This window comes from Stenotrophomonas sp. RG-453, from assembly GCF_033843685.1.
Lineage (GTDB): Bacteria > Pseudomonadota > Gammaproteobacteria > Xanthomonadales > Xanthomonadaceae > Stenotrophomonas > Stenotrophomonas bentonitica_A.
The window spans coordinates 38,270-51,418 of sequence record NZ_JAMYED010000012.1; the positions used below are offsets into that span (position 1 = coordinate 38,270).

At 68.4% G+C, this 13,149-nt stretch carries 16 protein-coding genes; 13 read left to right on the top strand and 3 right to left on the bottom strand.

Annotated elements, in window-relative coordinates; all coding sequences use genetic code 11:
* Window positions 1-15 precede the first annotated feature (15 nt).
* A complete protein-coding gene (locus NJD74_RS19255; protein WP_319624801.1) occupies window positions 16-531 on the bottom strand; it encodes a PH domain-containing protein in 516 nt (171 codons plus the stop codon).
* A 249-nt stretch (window positions 532-780) separates the two neighbouring features.
* Window positions 781-1,014 carry a hypothetical protein gene (locus NJD74_RS19260; protein ID WP_102788713.1) on the bottom strand — a complete coding sequence of 78 codons (234 nt, stop codon included), beginning with the start codon at window positions 1,012-1,014 and terminating at the stop codon, window positions 781-783.
* A 258-nt stretch (window positions 1,015-1,272) separates the two neighbouring features.
* Between NJD74_RS19260 and xth the strand changes: the two genes are divergently transcribed.
* The gene (gene xth, locus NJD74_RS19265; protein ID WP_019185609.1) at window positions 1,273-2,043 is read left to right on the top strand and encodes an exodeoxyribonuclease III; all 771 of its coding nucleotides are present in this window, start codon (window positions 1,273-1,275) and stop codon (window positions 2,041-2,043) included.
* Between the two features lie 55 nt (window positions 2,044-2,098).
* Here xth and NJD74_RS19270 read toward each other — a convergent pair whose 3' ends face one another.
* Window positions 2,099-2,350, bottom strand: coding sequence for a GlsB/YeaQ/YmgE family stress response membrane protein (locus tag NJD74_RS19270; protein WP_019185610.1), 252 nt, complete (start codon window positions 2,348-2,350; stop codon window positions 2,099-2,101).
* Window positions 2,351-2,440: 90 nt separating this feature from the next.
* Between NJD74_RS19270 and NJD74_RS19275 the strand changes: the two genes are divergently transcribed.
* From NJD74_RS19275 to NJD74_RS19330, 12 genes are all read left to right on the top strand, one after another.
* On the top strand, window positions 2,441-3,040 hold the full coding sequence (locus tag NJD74_RS19275; RefSeq protein WP_102788712.1) for a 4'-phosphopantetheinyl transferase superfamily protein: 600 nt from the start codon (window positions 2,441-2,443) through the stop codon (window positions 3,038-3,040).
* A gap of 117 nt (window positions 3,041-3,157) precedes the next feature.
* Window positions 3,158-3,796 carry a 16S rRNA (guanine(527)-N(7))-methyltransferase RsmG gene (gene rsmG / locus NJD74_RS19280; RefSeq protein WP_102788711.1) on the top strand — a complete coding sequence of 213 codons (639 nt, stop codon included), beginning with the start codon at window positions 3,158-3,160 and terminating at the stop codon, window positions 3,794-3,796.
* A 201-nt stretch (window positions 3,797-3,997) separates the two neighbouring features.
* Window positions 3,998-4,795 (top strand): ParA family protein, encoded by a 798-nt coding sequence (locus tag NJD74_RS19285; protein ID WP_019185613.1) that lies wholly within the window; start codon window positions 3,998-4,000, stop codon window positions 4,793-4,795.
* Window positions 4,795-5,718, top strand: a complete 924-nt coding sequence (locus tag NJD74_RS19290) for a ParB/RepB/Spo0J family partition protein (protein WP_019185614.1) — start codon at window positions 4,795-4,797, stop codon at window positions 5,716-5,718. The genes NJD74_RS19285 and NJD74_RS19290 overlap by 1 nt, the downstream gene beginning before the upstream one ends.
* Before the next feature lie 35 nt (window positions 5,719-5,753).
* Window positions 5,754-6,062, top strand: coding sequence for a helix-hairpin-helix domain-containing protein (locus NJD74_RS19295; RefSeq protein ID WP_019185615.1), 309 nt, complete (start codon window positions 5,754-5,756; stop codon window positions 6,060-6,062).
* A gap of 87 nt (window positions 6,063-6,149) precedes the next feature.
* Window positions 6,150-7,115, top strand: a complete 966-nt coding sequence (locus tag NJD74_RS19300; protein WP_070470050.1) for an SDR family NAD(P)-dependent oxidoreductase — start codon at window positions 6,150-6,152, stop codon at window positions 7,113-7,115.
* Window positions 7,116-7,202: 87 nt separating this feature from the next.
* Complete coding sequence (locus tag NJD74_RS19305; protein ID WP_070470049.1) at window positions 7,203-7,925, top strand: glycosyltransferase family 2 protein; 723 nt, start codon at window positions 7,203-7,205, stop codon at window positions 7,923-7,925.
* On the top strand, window positions 7,925-8,266 hold the full coding sequence (locus NJD74_RS19310) for a lipid-A-disaccharide synthase N-terminal domain-containing protein (RefSeq protein ID WP_019185618.1): 342 nt from the start codon (window positions 7,925-7,927) through the stop codon (window positions 8,264-8,266). The genes NJD74_RS19305 and NJD74_RS19310 overlap by 1 nt, the downstream gene beginning before the upstream one ends.
* Before the next feature lie 276 nt (window positions 8,267-8,542).
* Window positions 8,543-10,330, top strand: coding sequence for a DUF885 family protein (locus NJD74_RS19315; RefSeq protein ID WP_319624802.1), 1,788 nt, complete (start codon window positions 8,543-8,545; stop codon window positions 10,328-10,330).
* A 100-nt stretch (window positions 10,331-10,430) separates the two neighbouring features.
* Window positions 10,431-10,808, top strand: a complete 378-nt coding sequence (locus NJD74_RS19320; protein WP_319624803.1) for a DUF2946 family protein — start codon at window positions 10,431-10,433, stop codon at window positions 10,806-10,808.
* A gap of 54 nt (window positions 10,809-10,862) precedes the next feature.
* Window positions 10,863-12,143, top strand: a complete 1,281-nt coding sequence (locus NJD74_RS19325; protein ID WP_319624804.1) for a TolC family protein — start codon at window positions 10,863-10,865, stop codon at window positions 12,141-12,143.
* A complete protein-coding gene (locus NJD74_RS19330; protein ID WP_319624805.1) occupies window positions 12,140-13,129 on the top strand; it encodes an efflux RND transporter periplasmic adaptor subunit in 990 nt (329 codons plus the stop codon). Before NJD74_RS19325 ends, NJD74_RS19330 begins: the two co-directional genes overlap by 4 nt.
* Window positions 13,130-13,149 lie beyond the last annotated feature (20 nt).

Below are 13,149 nucleotides of genomic sequence, written 5' to 3' on the forward strand. Positions count from 1 at the left end.
CGCCATGGACGCCCGCTACAGACGCCTGAGCGCGGCCAGGAACGCGTCGGGATCCTCCGGGGATACCAGCAGCGTGTAACCGGCCGTCGTCGGCAGGATCACCACCTTCGCGGGATCGGTCACTGCTGCAAATGCTTTCCCCTTGCCGGTGCGGAACCACCCCAGTGAAAGGCCCGGCATGCCGATGCCATTGGTGCGTAGACCCAACGCAGTGTCATCGCTGCCGGGCAGCCGCCGTCGTGCGCCGGCATGATCGATCTGTGCCATCGGAACGGAAACGGAATACGCGCCGCCACCGACGGTCAGGGTCGTGGCGTCCGCCGTCAGCCGGATCGCGCTGAGTTGCCAGACGCCAAGCAGGCCGATGATGACGGCCAGAGAGGTGGCGCCGAGCGCGGCCAACTGGGACATCCTGTCCTGCCCGAGGAAGTAGACCGCCGCGCCGACCAACAGTAGCGGGACGACGCCGATCAGCAGCACCGCAGCGAGGGTCTTGTAATTCAACGCGTGGATCGCGAATTCAGTGGGCATGAATGCTCCTTCGGGCATATGTCGCGGTCACGGGCGACATCTCGAGAATCTTCCTCCAGTCGACAGCGATGCAAGTGGGGAAGCTCCTCGCTTTCATGTGCGAAAGCACCTACAGAACTGCGATTCATCTGCAACATTTGCAGTGTGATATTCCCTTGGCCACTGGACAACGTGTTGCGCCGCTGGCCCCGGCGCCTCCGCTAGCGAGTGGCGCTGCGGGTCAATCAGGTCATGTGGCGCAAAGCACCCTCAACCCCCCGGCTGCGGCGATCGGTCTTCGTGGAACCACGCATGGGCCGCAGCTTCCAGATCGCCTTCCTCGGCGATCACCGAACCGTCCTCGTCCAGCAGGGTGTAGTGGCGCTGGTCACCGCCCAGCGCGGCGCTGCCATCCAACCCGAGCAGCAGGGTGTAGAGGGTGTCGGTGGTGAAGACATCGAGCATCTCCCGCAACAGCTGGGTCTGCTCGGGCGACAGGTCCATCGCGGCGATCCTTGCTGCGCAAGCCGTGCCTGGGGTCCATGCCATGGCGAGCAGGTTCGCTTTCTCCGCGTACCACCTTGTTACGAAGGCATCTGCGTTCATTGAATATCTGCGCTGCCGGGGGTGGGCCACAGCCTAGCGGGGGACGCAGGCGTGTGGCAAAAATCTGGGTGCCCGGACGCGAGAGCCTGCCGGCCAGCAGCCGGCAGGGCGTGCGCCCACCGACCAACGGTCGGTGGCTACCGGTAGAATGCCCGCATGAAAATCGCCTCCTGGAACGTCAATTCGCTCAACGTGCGCCTGCCGCACCTGGAACAATGGCTCACGGCGTTCGCGCCGGACGTGGTCGGTATCCAGGAAACCAAGATGGAGGACCACAAGTTCCCCGACGCGGTGCTGGCCGGGCTGGGCTACCGCAGCGTGTTTGCCGGGCAGAAGACCTACAACGGCGTCGCGCTGCTCTCGCGCGAACCGGCGCAGGACGTGCAGATCGGCATTCCCGGTTTCGAGGATGAGCAGAAGCGCGTCATCGCCGGGACCGTCAACGGCGTGCGCATCATCAATCTGTACGTCGTCAACGGTCAGGACGTCGGCACCGACAAGTACGCCTACAAGCTGCGCTGGCTGGAGGCCGTGCATGCCTGGGTCGAGGCCGAGCTGGCCAGGTACCCGGAACTGGTGGTGATGGGCGACTTCAACATCGCCCCCGATGCCCGCGACGTGCACGACCCGCTGGTCTGGAACGAGAACCACATCCTGACCTCCACCGCCGAGCGCGGCGCCCTGAACAAGCTGCTGCAGCTGGGCCTGCACGATGCGTTCCGCCTGCACAGCGAGGAAGAAGGCGTGTTCAGCTGGTGGGATTACCGGGCGGCCGGCTTCCGTCGCAACCTGGGCCTGCGCATCGACCTGACCCTGGTCTCCGACGCGCTCAAGGCGCGCGCGCTGGCCTCGGGCATCGACCGCGAGCCGCGCACCTGGGAGCGCCCCAGCGACCATGCCCCGGCGTGGGTAGAACTGGCGCCGTAAACAACAAGGCCCGGCAGTGCCGGGCCTTGTTGATCGAATGAAGTACGTTAGCGCGTCAGCGGATGCTTTTACGGGTGAACAGATTCACGATCGCCAGCAGAATGACTGCGCCGATCAGCGAATAGATGAACGACCACAGCGTGATCGCTTCATTGATGCCACCGCCGAAAAAGTAGCCGGCAATCAGCGCGCCGACGATGCCGACCACGATGTTGAGGATGATGCCTTGCTGCGCGTCCCGCTTCATGATGATGCTGGCAAGCCAGCCCACGATGCCGCCGACGATCAACCAGATGATGATGCCCATAGCGTTGACTCCCTCTGTGCGGATGCGACCTGTGCAGTTGACGGCACACCCCGTGAAGTCGTCGTGCAGCCGGCATGGCGGGGGCGTGGCATGACCCTGCCTGCGACCTTGGACGGCCCCTGGCGCTTCGGCCCGGTCACGGTCTGGCGCCTGCCGCATGTGCCGGGCACCCGCGGCGAGCCCCAGGCCCGGGTCCTGCTGGCCGAGCAGCTGGGCGGGGCGCCGCAGGACCTGCCGCTGCAGCGTGACCCGCGTGGCCGCCCGGCGCTGCATGGCCCGTTGGCCCATGTGGGCACCGGGTGGAGTCACAGCCACGGCCTGCTGCTGGTCGCGATGGGTGAGGGGGTGCGGCTGGGCGTGGACCTGGAACCGCTGCGCCCGCGCCCGCGGATGCTGGAGATCGTGCAGCGCTTCTTCCACCCGGCCGAGATCGCCTGGCTGGAATCGCTGGACGAGAACGCCCGCAACCACTGGTTCTTCCGGGTGTGGTGCGCCAAGGAGGCGCTGCTGAAGGCGCAGGGGCAGGGCATCTCGTTTGGTCTGCACCGGCTGCAGCTGGCCCCCGGCATCGACGGAGGCCTGCACCTGGCCTGGTGCGACCCGGAACTGGGGCCCGCCGAGCGCTGGCACCTGCATGAGTGGCAGGCGGCGGATGATTTCCGCGCGGCGCTGGCCTGGCATGCGGTGTGAGATCGAGGGCGTGGCCAGCGATTGGGTGTGCGGGCGGAGGCAGCCGACCAACGGTCAGGTATGCGAGCAGCGGCAGCAGACCAACGGTCGGCTCTACCGACCTGCGATAATGGTGCCATGACTGAACACATCCTCCCCGCTGGCGTGGCCGACGCGCTTGAGCGCGGCCTGGCCGCCATGCAGCTGGACGCCGCGCTGGCACCGCCGCTGCTGACCTACCTGACCCTGCTCGACCGCTGGAACCGCACCTACAACCTCACCGCGATCCGCGACCCGCTGGAGATGGTCACCCGCCATCTGCTCGATTCGCTGGCGATGCAGCCGTACCTGGAGAGCGGCACCCTGGCGGACCTGGGCACCGGCCCCGGGCTGCCCGGCATCCCGCTGGCGATCGCGCGCCCGCAGCTGCAGGTGACCCTGGTCGAAAGCAATGGCAAGAAGGCCCGCTTCATGCGCGAGGCCGTGCGCCAGCTGGGCCTGGGCAACGCCCGCGTAGCCGAGTCGCGCGCCGAGGCGCTGGCCGAACCGGCCGCCTATGACTATCTGACCGCGCGCGCGATGGACACCCTGGCCGGGATCATCCGGGTCGGTGGGCACCTGCTGCGCCCCGGCGGCCGCCTGCTGGCGATGAAAGGCGTGTACCCGCACGACGAGATCGCGCAGCTGCCGGCCGGTTGGTCGGTCGAACAGGTGCTGCCGTTGAGCGTCCCTGGATTGACCGGCGAGCGCCATCTGGTGGTGGTCACCGGCCCGTGAGCCGGTGACTCCCGCGCCCGCATCGCCCGCCCCAGCGTCGTCCCGACGCCCTCCCGCGGTGGCCCCGTGCGGTGCCATCGGCGTGCCCGTGGGCGTCGTTGCGGCATTGCGGCGCGTGCCTGCCGCGCATCTCACAGTGCATGACACGCCCCATATACGCATAATGACCAGTCCCACTCCCTGCCGATGAGGCTCACCCGCATGGCCCGCATCATCGCCATCGCCAACCAGAAAGGTGGCGTCGGCAAGACCACGACCGCCGTCAATCTGGCCGCCTCCCTGGCTGCTGCACCCAAGCGCGTGCTTCTTGTCGACCTCGATTCCCAAGGCAATGCGACCATGGGCAGCGGCGTGGACAAGCGCGAAGTCGCCGCTTCCACCTGTGATCTGCTGCTGGGCGAAAGCACCGCAGCCGAGGTCCGGGTCAAGACGCCGGAGGGCTTCGACCTGCTCCCGGGCAACATCGACCTGACCGCCGCCGAGATCCAGCTGATGGACCAGAGCGAGCGCGAGCAGCGCCTCAAGCGCGCGCTGGCCCCGATCCGCGACGAATACGATTACATCCTGATCGACTGCCCGCCGGCGCTGTCGCTGCTGACGCTCAACGCGCTGGCCGCCGCCGATTCGGTGATCGTGCCGATGCAGTGCGAGTACTACGCGCTGGAAGGCCTGAGCGCGCTGGTGGAAACCATCGAAGCGCTGCGCGCCAACCTCAATCCCGCGCTGGAAATCGAGGGCGTGCTGCGCACCATGTTCGATGTGCGCAACAACCTGGCCAATGCCGTGTCGGCCGAGCTGACCGAGCACTTCGGCGAGCAGGTGTTCCGCACCATCGTGCCGCGCAACGTCCGCCTGGCCGAGGCGCCCAGCCATGGCCAGAGCATCGTCGGGTACGACCGTGCCTCGCGCGGTGGCGTTGCCTATCTCGGCCTGGCCGGCGAGATCATCCGTCGCAACAACCAACGCAAGAAGGCCGACAAGGCCATGGAGACCGCCTGATGAGCACCAAGCCTGCCCTCGGCAAGAAACGCGGCCTCGGCCGTGGCCTCGACGCGCTGTTGGGGCCCAAGGGGGCGGTGACACAGGTGCAGGCAGCGGCCGTGGTCGAACCGCAGCCGGGTGAACTCCTGCGCAAGCTGCCGGTGGGCCATCTGCAGCCGGGCAAATACCAGCCGCGCCGCGACATGGACGAAACCAAGCTCGCCGAGCTGGCCGAGTCGATCAAGGCCCAGGGCGTGATCCAGCCGATCCTGGTCCGCCAGCTCGGCCCGGACAGCTTCGAGATCGTGGCCGGCGAACGCCGCTGGCGCGCGTCGCAGCTGGCCGGCCTGGACGAAGTGCCGGTGGTGGTGCGCGAGCTGGAAGACCGCACGGTCATCGCGATGGCGCTGATCGAGAACATCCAGCGCGAAGACCTCAACCCGCTCGAGGAAGCCGAAGCCCTGCAGCGGCTGATCAGCGAATTCGCCCTGACCCATGCCGAGGCCGCCCAGGCCGTGGGCCGCTCGCGTGCGGCGGTGTCCAACCTGCTGCGCCTGCTGGAGCTGCCGATCGCGATCCGCCTGCTGCTGGAAACCCGCCGGCTGGAAATGGGCCATGCCCGCGCCCTGCTGACCCTGGCGCCGGAACTGGCCAGCAAGCTGGCCCAGGAAGCGGCCGACCAGGGCTGGTCGGTACGCGAAGTGGAACACCGCGCGCAGCAGTTCGCTGCCGGCAAGGTGCCCGGCGCGCTGCGCAAGAAGCCCTCCGCCGCTGCACCGCAGGCCGACATCGCCTCGCTGGAAACCGAACTGTCCGAGTCGCTGGGCGCCCGCGTGGCGATCAACCACGGCCGCGGCGGCAAGGGCAAGCTGATCATCCATTACACCGACCTGGACACGCTGGATGGCGTGCTCGACCGACTTCGCGCACAGAAGGGCTGAGTCCCCCGCAGGCGTCAGAGGATTTCCCCCCAGCAATGAACCCCACCAAGGTCGACCGCAACCATCTGTTGCGTCTGACCGACCTGCCGAATGTCGGGCCGGCCTGTGAGAAAGATCTCCGTCTGATCGGCATCCGCGTGCCAGCGCATCTGCGCGGTCGCGATGCCTATGACATGTACGCGCAGCTGTGCCTGCGCACGGGGGTGATGCACGACCCCTGCGTGATCGATGTATTCCTGTCGGTGCTGCGTTTCATGCAGGGCGAAGCGCCGCGGCCGTGGTGGGATTTCAGCAAGGAACGCAAGGCCACCCTGGCCAAGGAAGCGCCGCTCAGCCTCTGGTGAAGCGGACCACCGGGACGTGTGCAACGCCACGCGGGCGTCCCGGGAAAGCACTGTATTGATACGTGGCAAGTAGGACGGACGGACCCCATGACCATTCTCGTGACCGGCGCTGCCGGCTTCATCGGCGCCAACACCTGCAAGGCCCTGCTCGCGCGCGGTGAGCGCGTCGTCGGCCTGGACAACTACAACGACTACTACGATCCGCAGATCAAGCGCGATCGCGTGGCTGCGCTGTGCCCGCAGGCCGATATTCGCGTGCTCGACCTGACCGACCGCGACGGCCTGGCCGCGCTGTTCGACGAGGTGCAGCCGACCCGGGTCATCCACCTGGCCGCCCAGGCCGGCGTGCGGTACTCGCTGGAAAACCCGCATGCCTACGTCGACAGCAACCTGGCCGGCTTCGTCAACATGCTGGAGCTGTGCCGCCATCGCGGCGTGGCCCATCTGGTGTATGCCTCGAGCAGCTCGGTGTACGGCGATTCGGCCACCCCGCCGTTCTCCGAAGACCAGCGCATCGACAAGCCGCGCTCGCTGTACGCCGCGACCAAGGCCGCCAACGAGCTGATGGCCTACACCTACGCCCAGCTGTTCGGCCTGCATGCCACCGGGCTGCGCTTCTTCACCGTGTACGGCCCGTGGGGCCGCCCGGACATGGCGCCGCTGCTGTTCTCGCGCGCGGTCCTGGCCGGCCGTCCGATCGACGTGTTCAACGACGGAAAAATGCAGCGCGACTTCACACATGTCTCCGACATCGTGGATGGCATCCTCGGCGCGCTGGCGCATCCGTCCAGCGACACGGTGCCGCACCGGGTGTTCAACCTCGGCAACCACACGCCGATCGAACTGGAGCACTTCATCGGGGTCATCGAGTCCGCCGCCGGACGCCCGGCGCAGAAGGTCTACAAGCCGATGCAGCCCGGCGACATGGTCCGCACGATGGCCGATACCACGCGGGCGCATGACGCGTTCGGCTACGAGCCGGCGATGCCGATCGAGCGCGGTCTGCCGCCGGTGGTGGCCTGGTGCCGGGATTATTTCGGGGATCACGCCTGACACACACGCCTCGATTCATCTTCGGATAACCTCGGGTGCGGAAAATGCGCGCTCTTTTTCGATCCTGGCCATTCGCAGAGCCCGACCATGAGCCAACCCCAGTTGTCGGTCGTCGTCCCGGTCTTCAATGAACGCGACAACGTCACGCCCCTGATCAACGAGATTACCACCGCGCTGCGCGGGCAGGTCGATTTCGAAATCGTCTACATCGACGACCATTCGCGCGACGACACCCTGGCGGTCCTGCAGGCCCTGAAGGCCATCACGCCCGAGCTGCGGGTACTGCACCACGTCACCCAGAGCGGGCAGAGCACCGCGGTGCGCAACGGCGTCAAGCACGCCCGCGCGCCGTGGATCGCCACCCTGGACGGTGACGGCCAGAACGATCCGGCCGACATCCCGAAGCTGCTCGCCGCGCGCGCGGCGGCCGCTACCGAGGTCAAGCTGTTCGCCGGGTGGCGTGTGAACCGCCAGGATTCGGGCAGCAAGCGCTGGGCCAGCAAGTGGGCCAATGCGATCCGCGCGCGCATGCTGCACGACGATACCCCCGATACCGGCTGCGGCATCAAGCTGTTCGAGCGTGCGGCGTTCCTGGAGCTGCCGTACTTCGACCACATGCACCGCTACCTGCCCGCGCTGATGCAGCGGGCCGGCTGGAAGACCACCAGCGTGCCGGTCAACCATCGGCACCGCACCGCGGGTGTGTCCAAGTACAACAACCTGGGCCGCGCGCTGGTCGGCATCCGCGACCTGCGCGGCGTAGCCTGGCTGATCACGCGCAGCAAGCGCACCGCCGTGGAAGAGCGCTGATGGAACTGCACTGGCTCGACCAGCCACTGACGTGGCTTTACTGGACCGGCCTGCACGTCACCGGCTGGAAGTTGATCGGCTACACCGGCGCGCTGATGTTCGGTGGCCGCTGGCTGGTCCAGTTCATCGCCTCGCGCCGTGCCGGCAAGCCGGTGATCCCGCGCCTGTTCTGGTACATGAGCGTGGTCGGCAGCCTGATGACGTTGAGCTACTTCCTGTTCTCGGCCAAGCAGGACTCGGTGGGCGTGCTGCAGAACCTGTTCCCGGCGTTCACCGCGCTGTACAGCCTGAAGCTGGATATCGACCATCGTGGGTGGAAGCGGGACAAGGCGGCGCATTGAGGGCGTGCCGACCGACCAACGGTCGGTGGCTACCGGATGGGGCCAACGTAGGATGGGGGCCGGCGCCGTAACGGGGGCCGGCGTCGGCGACATGGGCCGCGCGTTTGCGCGGTCACCGACCAACGGTCGGTGGCTACCTCGCGCCTTCGGCGCTGGGGTCCCAGCCTGCGGCCGGTCCCCGGTCCTGCCCGCGACGCGGGCAGGACCTTTGATCCATGCGCAGCCCCTTCGCCGGGTGCCATCATCGGGGTTTGCCGTCCCCCGGGAACCCTGATCGTGAAATCACCGCTCGTTGCTGCGCTGCTGCTCGCCTTGGCCCTTCCTGCCGGCGCCGCCCTGGCCGCGCCTCCAGCTGCCCCGGCCGCCGCCCCGGCCAGCCTGGCCACCGAAAGCCCCGCCGATGCGCAGTTCCGCGCCATCTACGAGAAGGAATGGGCCTGGCGCGAAGCCGGTGGCGGTGAGGCCAGCGAAGACGGCGACGGCCCGGCCAACGCCACCCGCATGCCCGATGTCGGCGCGGCCGCGCAGCAGGGCCGGCTGAAGGTCTGGGACGACGTGCTGGCCCAGCTGGACAAGGTCGACACCCAGGCGCTCTCCGCCGAGAACCGCATCAACTACGCGATCTACCGCGACCAGGTGTTCAACCTGGCCGCCGATGTGCGCCTGCGCGCCTACGAAATGCCGTTCAACGCGGACTCCTCGTTCTGGTCCAACCTGTCCTTCATGGCCCGGCGCGAGATGAAGACCGCGCAGGACTACCGCAACTACATCGCGCGCCTGAACGATGTGCCGCGCTACTTCGACCAGCAGACCGACAACATGCGTGCCGGCCTCAAGCGTGGCTTCAGCGTGCCGCGCGCGGTGCTCGATGGCCGCGAGGTGTCCATCGCCACGGTCTCCGAACTGAAGGACCCGACCCAGTCGCCGCTGTACGCGCCGTTCAAGAAGCTGCCGGCCAGCATCCCGGCCGCCGAGCAGGCACAGCTGCAGGAGCAGGCCCGCCAGGCCATCGGCGGCAGCGTGGTGCCGGCCTTCGCCAAGCTGCGCACCTTCTTCGTCAGCGAGTACGTGCCGCAGGCGCGCACCACCCTGGCCGCCGAAGCGATGCCCGGCGGCAAGGCGTACTACAAGCAGCAGATCCACGAATACACCACGCTGGACCTGACCCCGCAGCAGATCCACGAGATCGGCCTGAAGGAAGTGGCGCGCATCCAGGCCGAGATGGACGGCATCATCAAGCAGGTCGAGTTCAAGGGCAGCTTCGCCGAGTTCCTGACCTTCCTGCGCACCGACCCGCAGTTCTATGCCAAGACCCCGGACGAGCTGCTGCACCGCGCGGCGTGGATCTCCAAGCGCGTGGATGGGGTGATCGGCAAGTACATGACCCTGCCGCGCGCGCGCTTCACCATCGTGCCGGTACCGCCGGATATCGCCCCGTTCTGGACCGCCGGCCGCGGTGGCATGGGCACCTACTGGCTCAACACCTACAACCTGCCGGCACGGCCGCTGTACAACCTGCCGGCGCTGACCCTGCACGAGTCCGATCCGGGCCACGCCCTGCAGGGCGCGCTGGCGGCCGAGCAGGGCGAGCAGCCGGCGTTCCGCCGCAACAACTACATCTCCGCCTACGGCGAAGGGTGGGGCCTGTACTGCGAGAAGCTCGGCGTGGAGATGGGCATCTACGAAACCCCGTACGAGGATTTCGGCCGCCTCACCTACGAGATGTGGCGTGCCGCGCGCCTGGTGATCGATACCGGCGTGCACCACAAGGGCTGGACCCGCGAGCAGGCGCTGTCCTACCTGCGCGACCACACCGCGCTGAGCGAGCATGAAGTGACCACCGAAGTGGACCGCTACATCTCCTGGCCGGGCCAGGCGCTGAGCTACAAGCTCGGCGAGATCGCGATCGTGCGCCTGCGTGCGCAGGCCGAGCAGGAGCTGGGTGACCGCTTCGACGTCAAGGCCTTCCACGACGCCGTGCTGAGCCAGGGCTCGGTGCCGCTGCCGGTGCTGGAGGCGCAGATCCAGGCCTTCATCGCCCAGCGCAAGGCCGCGGCCAGCTGAGCCGCGCCGGGGCCGGACGTCGTGCCGGCCCCGGGCAACGTGAACCAACCTGCCGGCCTGCGATTGTGTAACGGCTTCACGCCCGGCTACCCTGCGGGCCATGTTCCGTCGTGCCCGCCCGCGTCCGTCCCTGCTGCTCCGCCTGCTGATGCTGGTGGTGGTCGGTGTGGGCGTGTTCGGCAGTTCGCTGGCCTCGGCCCTGGCCGATATCCACCTGAGCGTGCATGCCGACAGCAGCGAGCTGCATGGCAGCGATGACACCGCCGGCACCGCCTCCAGCGACGACGACGGCAACGAAGACTGGCTGCATGCCCTGGTGCATTGCGGCCACTGCCATGGCCACGGCGGCGTGCTGCCGATGGCGGCGATGGCCTGGAGCCTGCCCGTCGCCCCCAGCCACGGCGTCCCTGCCGGGTTGGTCGCGCAACTGCGCACCCAGCCGCCCGAGAACCTGCTGCGTCCTCCGATAGCGATCTGATGCCCTGCGGCCGCGTGCCGCCGTTTGCCATCTGATTGTTTTCTGGAGACTCCCATGTGGATGCGTCTGGCAGCGTTGGCTGCCATTGCGTTCGTGCCGTGCGTATACGCACAGGGCACGACACCTGCTGCACCGTTGACCCTCGACGACGCCATCGCGCGCGTCGCCCAGTACCACCCCGACCTGCGCCTGGCGCAGGCCCAGCGCCCGGTGTGGGAAGCCCGCCGTGACGCGGCCGGCCTGTCGCCGCCGTTGACCGTGGGCGTGGAACTGGAGAACGCGCTCGGCACCGGCGAGGCCCGCGGCGTCGATGCCGCCGAGGTCACCGTCACCCTGGCCGGCGTGCTGGAGCGGGGCGGCAAGCTGGATGCCCGCCGCGCCGTGGCCCAGGCCAACCTCGACAGCCTCGCCCCCCAGCGCGAAACCGCGCGGCTGGACCTGATGGCCGAGGTCGCCCGCCGCTACCTGGCGGTGACCGACGCGCGCCAGCAGCTGCGCATCGCCGAGACCGATATCGAACAGCGCAGGCGCGCGGTGGCCGCCGCGCGGCTGCGCCTGCAGGCCGGCGCCTCGCCCGAATCGGTGCTGATGACGGCCCAGGCGATGCTGGCCCAGGCCGAACTGGACCGCGATCGCGCTCGGCAGATGGATCAGTCCGCGCGTGCGGCACTGTCGGCGTTGTGGCGCCAGCGTGATCCTGGCTTCGATGTGGTGAGCGGCGACCCGATGCAGCTGCCCGCGCTGCAGGACTTTGCCGTGCTCGCCGACGAACTCCAGCGCACGCCGGAACTGGCGGTGCTGGCCGGTGAGCGCCGCATCCGCGAAGCGCAGGTGCAGCTGGCCCGAACCGAAGCACGGCCCGACGTCAGCTGGCAGGTGGGCGTGCGCAACAGCCGCGATACCCGCGATACCTCGCTGGTAGCTGGTTTCAGCCTGCCGCTGGGCAGCGTGCGCCGCGCCGAGCCGGAGATCCGCGCGGCCGAGGCCGAGCTGGCGCTCAACAGCGTGGAGCGCGAGGCGCGCGCGCTGCAGCTGTACGCCACGCTCGCTGAAGCGCATGGCCGCTACCTGACCTCGCGATTGGAAGTCACGCGCATGGCGCGCGACGTCCTGCCCCAGCTCAAGCGCGCCGAGAATGCCGCCGAGAAGGCCTGGCGTGCCGGCGCCATCAGCTACATGGAATGGGCCCAGCTGCAGGCGATGCGGATCGAAGCACGCCAGCGCCAGCTGGAAGCGGCCATCGCCGCACAGACCGCCCTCATTGAAATCCAGCGGCTGACCGGCCAGAGCATGGTCGCCGCCACCGACACCGTGTCCACGGAGGACCGCCGATGACCGCTTCCCTGACCCGTACCGTGCTGGCCGGCAGCCTGTTGATCGCGCTGATGGCGCTCGCCGGCTGCGGCAGCAGTGACCCCGCGGCAGCGCCGACCAAGGCCGCTGCGACGGACGCCGGCCATGGCGAGGCCGGGCATGCCGATGATCATGACGACCATGACGCCCCGGAAAGCACCACCATCGCCGCAGCGATGGCCGAACAGGCCGGCATCCGGGTGGCGCCGGTGGTGGCCGGCACCATCGCCGACGAGCACGACGTGCAGGGCCTGCTGACCCCGGTCGATGGCCGTGTCGCGCAGGTGATGGCGCGCTTCCCCGGGCCGATCCGCTCGCTGCGCGCCAATGTCGGCGACCGGGTGCGCGCCGGCCAGGTGCTGGCCAGCATCGAGAGCAACCTGAGTCTCACCACCTACACCGTGACCGCACCGATCGGTGGCGTGGTGCTCGCGCGCCAGGCCCAGGTCGGCGGCGTGGCCGGCGAGGGCACGCCCTTGTTCGAGATCGGTGATCTGTCCACGTTGTGGGTGGACCTGCATATCTTCGGCAACGACACCCAGCACATCACCGCCGGCGTCCCGGTCACGGTGTCGCGGATGACCGACGGCGTCAGCCAGGCCACCACGCTGGAGCGTGTGCTGCCCGGTACCGCCACCGCCAGCCAGAGCACGGTCGCCCGTGCCACGCTGCGCAACGATGATGGCCAATGGCGGCCCGGTGCCGCGGTCAAGGCCCGCATCGTGGTCGCCACCACCCCGGCCGCGCAGGTGGTGCCGCTGAGCGCCCTGCAGACGATGGACGGCAAGGACGTGGTGTTCGTGCGCGAAGGCGAGACCTACACCGCGCGTGCGGTCACGCTCGGTGCGCGCGATGCCGGCAAGGTGGAAGTGCTCGATGGCCTGACCCTCGGCGAAGAGGTGGTGGTCGAGCAGAGCTACGTGGTCAAGGCCGACATCGGCAAGGCGGGGGCATCGCATGAACATTGACGCCTCGCCACGCCCCGCAT